Below are 9,015 nucleotides of genomic sequence, written 5' to 3' on the forward strand. Positions count from 1 at the left end.
TGTGCTAATCATAGGGGTTGAAGATATGTTGCCACTTGGATCTAAAGTCGTATTTATAGAGGATCAATTTGAACAGAAGCTTCCTATAGGTGAGTATGGGTACATCATTGCATATGATCGTAATGCCGATAACGTGTTTGATTATGTCGTTCGTGTACCTGCACTTAATCGCAATTTTGCTGTTCCTGATGAAGATATTGAGCTTGAAGAAGAGCTTCTTAAGCAGGAAGCAGAGGAAATTGAGAAGGAAGCTTTAATTGATTATGCACTTGCTACACATAACGAGCAATTATTTTATAATATTATGAATGGCGTAGCTGAGGAAGTTGAAGAAGAAAGTGAACCTAAGATTGTATCGGGTGAAGACTTTATTCGGCAAATTAATCTAAAGGCGTGGATCTAAAGAGAGTGAGACATGTGAATGAGAATTCGCGATGTCTCTTTTTTCTGTTGTCATTGCTATAATTGTGTCAGGCAGGATATAATAATATGAATGATTAACAGGAAGCTGAATCTAATCGCTACAAAAAGTTTAAGCTTAGCTTCCGTTGTACTTTTCGTTTACTGAGAGGTTACACACGAGGGCTTAGAAAAGTTTAAGGAGAGTATTGTTATGAGTATAACGTTAAAAGATGTTGACCATGTAGCTAACCTTGCACGCTTGGAGCTATCTGATGCTGAAAAAACTCAGTTTACGGATCAGCTTAATGCTATTTTGAAGTATGCTGAAAAACTTAATGAGTTGGACACTGAAAATGTGGAGCCTACAAGCCATGTGTTTGAACTTGTAAATGTTATGCGTGAAGATGTACAGAAGGATTCCTTATCAATTGAAAAGGTACTTCTTAATGCACCTGACGAAGAAGATGATCAAATTAAAGTGCCTGCGGTACTTGAATAATTTAGAGAGATTGAAGGGAGGAACTACTGTTGTCACCATTTGAATTAAGCATCCAAGAAGTTGGAGCAAAGCTAAGAAATAAAGAGCTTTCTGTTACAGAATTAGTCGATGCATCGTACCATCGAATTGCTGAAACAGATGAGAGCATTAAAGCATTTATTACATTGAATGAGGAAGCTGCTCGTAAGCAAGCCTCTCAATTAGAAGTAAAGCTAGCAAATGGACAAGCAGAAGGCGCTTTGTTCGGTTTGCCTGCAGGTATTAAAGATAATATCGTTACTGAAGGATTGCTAACTACATGTGCTAGTCAATTTTTAAGTAATTACAATCCAATTTATGACGCTACTGTAACACGTAAGCTACGTGATGCAGGTACTGTTACTATTGGTAAATTAAACATGGACGAATTTGCTATGGGTGGTTCCAATGAGAACTCTAGCTATTTCCCAACACGTAACCCTTGGAATACTGATTATGTTCCTGGTGGTTCAAGTGGTGGTTCTGCAGCTGCTGTTGCAGCAGGACAAGTATACTTCTCACTAGGTTCTGATACAGGTGGATCGATTCGTCAACCAGCTGCATATTGCGGTATTGTTGGTTTGAAACCTACTTATGGTCTAGTATCTCGCTTTGGACTAGTAGCATTCGCATCATCTCTTGATCAAATCGGACCACTTACGAAAAATGTTGAGGACGCAGCTCATGTGCTTCAAGCTATCGCAGGTCACGATCCGAAAGAATCTACATCTGCTAATGTAACGATTCCGAATTATGCCGATGCACTTACAGGTGGTGTTAAAGGTCTACGTATTGCTGTTCCTAAAGAATATTTAGGAGAAGGTATTGATCCTCGTGTGAAAGAAGCAGTTATGAATGCTTTGAAAACATATGAATCACTTGGTGCTACTTGGGAAGAAGTATCATTGCCACATACAGAATATGCGATTGCAACTTATTACTTACTTGCTTCATCTGAAGCGTCTTCTAACCTTGCGCGTTTTGACGGAGTTCGTTATGGTGTTCGTGCGGAAAATCCTGAAAACCTAATTGATCTATATCGTAAATCTCGTAGTCAAGGATTTGGTTCTGAAGTTAAGCGTCGTATTATGCTAGGTACGTATGCATTAAGTTCTGGTTACTATGATGCGTATTATTTGAAAGCACAAAAAGTACGTACATTGATTAAACAAGACTTTGATCAAGTATTTGAAAAATATGATCTTGTTGTCGGACCTACTGCTCCTACTCCTGCATTCCGCATTGGTGAGCAAGTTGGTGATCCATTAACAATGTATCTTAACGATATTTGTACAATTCCAGTTTCTCTAGCTGGTGTTCCGGCAATTAGTGTACCATGTGGTCAAGTAGATGGTATGCCTATCGGTTTGCAAATTATCGGTAAAGCATTTGATGAATCCACAGTATTACGTGCAGCTCATGCATTTGAGGCTAATACTGAATTCCATAAGCAGCGCCCACAGCTATAATATGTGCGTGATTACGAAAGGAAGATTATGATGACTACCAATAAATACGAGACGGTCGTAGGTTTGGAAGTACACGTTGAGCTGCATACGAATAGTAAAATTTTCTGTGGCTGTTCAACTGCTTTCGGCGCACCGGCTAACTCTCATACATGTCCTGTTTGCTTAGGTCACCCAGGGGTTCTTCCTGTGTTGAACCATCAAGCTGTAGAATACGCAATGAAAGCGTCCATGGCATTGAACTGCCAAATCGCTGATATTAGTAAATTCGATCGTAAAAACTATTTCTATCCAGATTCACCAAAGGCATATCAGATTTCACAATTTGATCAACCTATTGGAGAACATGGATATATTGATATTGAAGTCAATGGTGAGACGAAACGAATTGGTATTACTCGTGTTCATCTTGAGGAAGATGCAGGTAAACTAACTCATATTGATGGTGGTTATGCATCTCTAGTTGATTTCAACCGTGTAGGTACACCGCTTATCGAGATCGTATCAGAACCAGATATTCGTTCACCAGAAGAAGCAAAAGCATACCTTGAAAAAATTCGCACGATCATGCAATATTGCGATGTTTCTGATGTGAAGATGGAAGAGGGAAGTTTGCGTTGTGACGCTAATATTAGCTTACGCCCTTATGGTCAAGCAGAGTTTGGTACTCGTGCAGAATTGAAAAACATGAACTCATTCCGTGGTGTTCAACGTGGATTGGAATACGAGCAAATTCGTCAAGCTGAAATTCTTGATGAAGGTGGCGTTGTTATTCAAGAAACTCGTCGTTTTGATGATGCCGCAGGCAAATCATTCTCTATGCGTGGTAAAGAAGAAGCTCATGATTATCGTTACTTCCCAGATCCAGATCTTGTGAAGCTTAACATTAGTCAAGAATGGAAAGATGCGATTCGTGCAACGATTCCTGAACTTCCAGATGCACGTAAAGCTCGCTATACTTCGCAATTTGAACTTTCTGAATACGATGCTGAAGTTATTACTTCATCTAAAAAGATTGCTGATCTATTTGAAGAAAGTCTTTCATATACATCGGATGCTAAAGGTGCAGCAAACTGGATTATGGGTGATCTTTTAGGTTATCTGAATAGTAATAATAAAGAATTATCGGATATTGCTCTTACAGGTCAAGGTCTAGGGGAAATGCTAGGTCTACTTGAAAAAGGAACGATAAACGGTAAAATCGCTAAAACGGTATTTAAAACAATGATCGAGACTGGTAAGCTTCCAGCACAGATTGTTGAAGAACAAGGTCTTGTTCAAATTAGCGATGAAGGTGCATTGCTTGCTATTGTTGATGCTGTGCTTGAACGTAATCCTCAATCTATTGAAGACTATCGTGCAGGTAAAGAGAAAGCGATTGGTTTCTTAGTTGGTCAACTAATGAAAGAAACTAAAGGTAAAGCAAACCCTGCATTAGTTAACAAGTTACTTATCGAGAGATTGAAATCTCAGTAAAACTATTATTAAACTTGCATATAATATCTATACATTACTGCGTGGTTTCAAGTTATGAAATCACGCAGTATCTCTTTATAGTCATTTTTACTCATTCATAAAGGAAGTGCATATATGCTGTTAGCTGCAGTTGAAAGTCCTTGGTATATTGACGAAGTTGAAATATTAATTCGTCTCGCCATTGCTTTAGTACTAGGCGGAATTATCGGCTTTGAGCGTGAACAATCTAATCATGCTGCTGGTTTTCGAACTAATATTTTAGTTTGTGTAGGGGCATGTTTGTTAATGCTATTATCTATTTATGGATTTTCTGATTTCGTTAATGAAATTAATGTACGTGTGGATCCAGCGCGACTTGCTGCTGCGGTTATTACGGGTGTAGGTTTCCTTGGAGCTGGAACGATTCTTTATACAGGAAAGAAAATATCGGGACTAACGACTGCAGCTTCATTGTGGGTTGTCGCAGCAATCGGGTTAGCTGTAGGAGCAGGATTCTATTTTGCTTCAATTGCAGTTATGATTTTAGTTGTTTTAACACTTTGGTTATTCAACAAATTAGAAGCTCGTTTCATCCGTAACAAACAAGAGTATTTAGTTAATATGACATGTAGTGATCAAGCTATATTATTATTGCATACGCAACAGACATTAGATGAGCATCATGCTACTCTCAATAAAATGACCATTGAAGATATGGCTACATTTGATACACATACTGGAGAAAGAATTAATGAAGAGCGACGGATTAAAGTTACACTTCATATTCACATATCTCGAAAGCGTAAAGAAAACATTGTGTCTCTCATTAATGATTTGAAGCAAGTGGAGGGTGTTCGTTGGATCGGTTACGAGTAGACAATAGAAATAGCTGGATTATAGCGGGCCTGGCAATATTGTTGCCGGGCTTAGGTCATTATTATCGAGGTATATTCGACAAGGCATTATTTATTGTGAGTAGCTTTCTATTTCATATCGCACTAGCATATACATTGTTACATGTGTTTGTTATTGAACAACCATTAACGATCGCGTTTTTAATACTCAGTTTGCCATATCATTATTTTTATGCGATCTTCAACGGTTTACAAACGTTGGATGATGATTATTATTATCGAAAATCTTGGATTAAGATCGTTCTTTCAATACTACTACTAGTGCTAACCGTTGTTTTATTGTTACCGTTAAGTAATACGTATGCATTCAAATTACAAATTATCTATCACTATCCGATGTTTGTCTTATTAAGTATTGTAATGTATGTAGCTACCCATCTGAAACGGAGAAGAAGTGCTTACATTCTCGTTGGAAGAATTACTGTAGCTGCTTTATTAACATTGCTAGCAGTTTTACTATGGTTACAATCGGTTGCGCCGATCCAATGGGTGCAATGGGGGTATATTACACCTATCGTATTTCTGTTAGAGCTGATCGCTTTAGCGATATATCTTTATTGGTTTAATAGAACAACGACATTTAGACCGGATTATTGGGGTGTGTTCGTTCTTATAATATTGAGCAGTTCAACTTATTTCGTCATGCAATATAGTGATTATCCATCAAAAATATTGCAGAGTTTTCATGCTCCTGCTGCTAATAAAGAACAGTTGGATGTATCGGATGGGTTTCGCTATGAATTAGCACCGATTAAACTACCCGGAGATGCATCAGGGAAAATTCAATTTAGAAGTCTAAATGGTTACGTTGAGATTATACGTGATGATGTAGAGGAATTGACGCTCTATCCAATTCTTTATGTGAATACCGAAGATGAAGAGCAAGCTCTGGAAGTGAAGCAGCAAAGCTATATCGATGTTAATTTTGATAATGGAATATTGATGCAATCCCAACTCCCCTTATATAATCTGAATCGTTATCCCCGTATGGATGTAAAAATCGTTATCCCTAATGATTATGAGCTAACTGAAGGTATGAGTATTAAGTTAGAACATGGTGCATTACATATTGATGGAATAGCGGTATTGGATAAACTTAATATTGAGAGTAATAGTGCAGCGATTAACGCCTATGATATAACTGGAGATGTAGAAGTAAGTAGTAAACAAGGTAATATATTTATGAAAAATATTAATGGTAGTGTTGCTGTACAAAGTAAGAAAGGGATTGTTACACTGATTAATCCACTTGATGACGTACAAGCAACAGCATTAAATGGTTCTTTACATGTTATTACTAATAAAGTAGCCGGGGATTGGACCTTAACGGCAACGGTGGGAAATATCGTTGTGAAATTGCCTGAGAAAGCTCATTATTTGTTGGGGGCTAAGGTATCTTTTGGGAAAATATCGAGTGATTCAATCGTTGAAGAAAATACGAAACATTACGAAACTACGGTAGGTAGTGCGATTTATACGATATATATGTATGCTTCCAACTATATTCTTATAGAGTAAAGGGAGCTTAGAATATGCCGTTTCATTGACAAATCTCAAAATATAAACGTACAATGGTAGTAATGAAATTATAAGGGAAGGCGTGAGGGGAATGATTACTAACGTGCAATTAGCTTTAGAGCAATTGAAAACTAATGGCGTTCGAATGACCCCGCAGCGACACGCGATATTAAGTTTTCTGATGGATACGCATTCGCATCCTACTGCTGATGATATATACAAGGCTTTATCACCTACTTATCCTAGCATGAGCGTTGCAACTATTTATAACAACTTACGTCTATTCGTAGAAGCGGGGTTAATACGCGAATTAACCTATGGCGATGATTCTAGTCGCTTCGATGCGGATTTATCAGATCACTATCATGCAATTTGCAAATGTTGCGGGTCAATCGTAGATTTTGTTCATCCTCCATTACTTGATGTGGAGCGTGTAGCTTCTGCAAGTACAGGATTTATTGTTCAAGGACATCGAATGGAAATATATGGTATTTGTCAAAAATGCAGCAGTACTCAACTTAAGTATTAAATTCATCTGACGTGCAGATCAGCGATTCATCGCTCTTGTGCACGTTTTTAATTTGGGGGAGTTCAAAAAAACGGGATTTGATAACGATGTGTTGGTATGTAGCAGATTCGACATCGAATATGAAATACAGCTTTTTGAACTTTTATTATAAGTTGTAGCAATTAAACAGAAAAGTTTGTTTTATGCTTTCGTAGTGCTTTTCATATAAATGATAGCAAGACTGAGTGAACGAAAAGCTTTAAGTAAAATGAAAAGTTTTAGGAGCGATAAAAATTGGAACCTAGACAATTTAATTATGTAAATAAGCGAAGAGGTTTTCGTTTTAATAGTGTTATATGGCTGTTTTTCGTTATTGCATTAGTTGCAACATGTTGGATTGGTTATGTAAAGCTTGTTCCTTCGTTTGAACAAAACAATACTTCTTATGAGTTTGAACACCCGATCTATTATGAAGGGGATCTCCAAGCTTCTGGTGCAGTTATTGTAGATGAACATGTAAAACTTCCATTACCTTTACTAGAATCTATATTAGTAGACTCTCCAATATACTATGAAGAAGAAAGTAATACTTTAGTATTAACAACTGTTGATAAAGTATTGCGATTTGAAACAGAATCACTTAATGCACTATTGAATGAGAAATCTTATGAATTAACTTTAACGGCAGATGTCGTTGACGATACAGTGTATATTCCATCAGAAATTATTGAACAATTATATGATCTTCATATCGAATATTCAAAATTAACAGGCATTGTTATGGCCTATAAAGGTAATACCTCTGTAGATACAGTTACTGTTTCCAATGAGAAAGGTAGTCATCTACGGGAATCAGCTACGATTAAAAGCCCTTATTACAAAGTAATAGAAACAGGACAACAACTTATGGTGTGGGAGCAACTAGAAGGTTGGCTTCGCGTCCAAACATTAGATGGTGTTGAGGGATATATTAAAACATCTCATACTACTAGTAATGAGGCGATTGTATACCAAAGTAATTTAGATGAGTATAAAGGGATAGACCATGATTTATCAGGACAAAAGATTAATTTGACGTGGGAAGCGATATACAATAAGCAACCCAATTATGTAGATATGCCGGCAATGGAAGGAGTGAATGTAGTAAGTCCGACCTGGTTTGAACTTGTTGATGATACTGGAAAAATCAAAGGTAAAGCTACTCATGAATATATAGAGTGGGCCCACTCTCGAGGGTATCAAATTTGGGCCTTGTTCAGTAATGGATTTGAGCCTGATCAGACGAGTGAAGTGCTTGCTAGTGCTGAAAAGAGATTTTTCATGATTCAGCAATTACTTGCATTTGCCGAACTATATCAACTTGAAGGTATTAATATCGATTTTGAAAATGTCTATACGAAAGACAAAGAAAATCTTGTGCAATTCGTTAAAGAATTAACTCCAATCATGCATGAACAAGGGCTAGTTGTCTCAATAGATGTTACGCCCAAGTCTTCAAGTGATATGTGGTCAGTATTTCTAGATCGCGAAGCACTAGGTAAAATCGTTGATTATATGATTGTTATGGCATATGACGAACATTGGGCAGCAAGTCCAAAGTCTGGCTCAGTGGCTTCTCTTCCTTGGGTTGAGAGTTCGATTACTCGGATTCTCGAAGAAGATGGCGTTCCTCCTGAGAAGTTAATTTTAGCTATGCCATTATATACTCGATTATGGTCTGAGGTGAATCAGGAAGATGGTTCTGTGAAAGTGAGTTCTAAAGCAATTGGGATGAAGCGTTCCGATGAGATTATTGCTGAACAGTCATTAGAGCCAAAGTTAGATGAAGTTAGTGGTCAAAATTATGTTGAGTATGTTGAAGAAGGTATTAAGCAACGTATATGGCTAGAGGATGAACTTTCGATTGCTAGTCGAGTTAATCTTGTGCACAAATATAATCTTGCTGGTGTAGCAACTTGGGCGAGGTCGTTCCAGAAGCCGTCTATTTGGCCAGTAATCAAAGAAACATTATTCAAATAGGAAGTTCAAAAAGCGGGCGTTGATAACGATGAATGGCTTCGTCGATTAATCGACATCGAATATGAAGCGAACTTGGAAAGTCCGGTACGCGTGTACCAAACATGTACACTTGCGTTTCCTCCTTCCGCAAGTAGCGCGTCATCTTCTCGGTTCTGAACGCCCACTTTTTGAACTATTATTTAAAATAGGAAGTTCAAAAAGCGGGCGTTGATTACG

Annotated in this window: 8 protein-coding genes; all 8 read left to right on the forward strand. The window is 37.6% G+C overall.

What is annotated here, in order from left to right; translation table 11 throughout:
• The first annotated feature begins 25 nt into the window (after positions 1 to 25).
• A complete protein-coding gene (locus tag NAG76_12100; protein URN92637.1) occupies positions 26 to 403 on the forward strand; it encodes an ATPase in 378 nt (125 codons plus the stop codon).
• Positions 404 to 613: 210 nt separating this feature from the next.
• Positions 614 to 901: an Asp-tRNA(Asn)/Glu-tRNA(Gln) amidotransferase subunit GatC gene (gene gatC / locus NAG76_12105; GenBank protein URN92638.1), complete on the forward strand. Its 288-nt coding sequence runs from the start codon at positions 614 to 616 to the stop codon at positions 899 to 901.
• 29 nt (positions 902 to 930) lie between these two features.
• Positions 931 to 2,388, forward strand: coding sequence for an Asp-tRNA(Asn)/Glu-tRNA(Gln) amidotransferase subunit GatA (gene gatA, locus NAG76_12110; protein URN92639.1), 1,458 nt, complete (start codon positions 931 to 933; stop codon positions 2,386 to 2,388).
• Positions 2,389 to 2,418: 30 nt separating this feature from the next.
• A complete protein-coding gene (gatB, locus tag NAG76_12115) occupies positions 2,419 to 3,861 on the forward strand; it encodes an Asp-tRNA(Asn)/Glu-tRNA(Gln) amidotransferase subunit GatB (GenBank protein URN92640.1) in 1,443 nt (480 codons plus the stop codon).
• Positions 3,862 to 3,975: 114 nt separating this feature from the next.
• Positions 3,976 to 4,716 carry an MgtC/SapB family protein gene (locus tag NAG76_12120; protein URN92641.1) on the forward strand — a complete coding sequence of 247 codons (741 nt, stop codon included), beginning with the start codon at positions 3,976 to 3,978 and terminating at the stop codon, positions 4,714 to 4,716.
• Positions 4,698 to 6,272, forward strand: a complete 1,575-nt coding sequence (locus NAG76_12125) for a DUF4097 domain-containing protein (protein URN92642.1) — start codon at positions 4,698 to 4,700, stop codon at positions 6,270 to 6,272. The genes NAG76_12120 and NAG76_12125 overlap by 19 nt, the downstream gene beginning before the upstream one ends.
• Before the next feature lie 91 nt (positions 6,273 to 6,363).
• Positions 6,364 to 6,801: a transcriptional repressor gene (locus NAG76_12130; protein URN92643.1), complete on the forward strand. Its 438-nt coding sequence runs from the start codon at positions 6,364 to 6,366 to the stop codon at positions 6,799 to 6,801.
• Positions 6,802 to 7,074: 273 nt separating this feature from the next.
• Entirely contained in the window at positions 7,075 to 8,799 is a 1,725-nt protein-coding gene (locus tag NAG76_12135; GenBank protein URN92644.1) for a glycosyl hydrolase family 18 protein, read from the forward strand.
• Positions 8,800 to 9,015: the final 216 nt, after the last annotated feature.

It is taken from the genome of Candidatus Pristimantibacillus lignocellulolyticus (assembly GCA_023639215.1).
Lineage (GTDB): Bacteria > Bacillota > Bacilli > Paenibacillales > Paenibacillaceae > Pristimantibacillus > Pristimantibacillus lignocellulolyticus.

Coding starts and splice junctions, on each gene's coding strand:
- gatC (URN92638.1), top strand. CDS start 614: ATGAGTATAACGTTAAAAGATGTTGACCATGTAGCTAACCTTGCACGC.
- NAG76_12100 (URN92637.1), top strand. CDS start 26: ATGTTGCCACTTGGATCTAAAGTCGTATTTATAGAGGATCAATTTGAA.
- gatB (URN92640.1), top strand. CDS start 2,419: ATGACTACCAATAAATACGAGACGGTCGTAGGTTTGGAAGTACACGTT.
- NAG76_12130 (URN92643.1), top strand. CDS start 6,364: ATGATTACTAACGTGCAATTAGCTTTAGAGCAATTGAAAACTAATGGC.
- NAG76_12120 (URN92641.1), top strand. CDS start 3,976: ATGCTGTTAGCTGCAGTTGAAAGTCCTTGGTATATTGACGAAGTTGAA.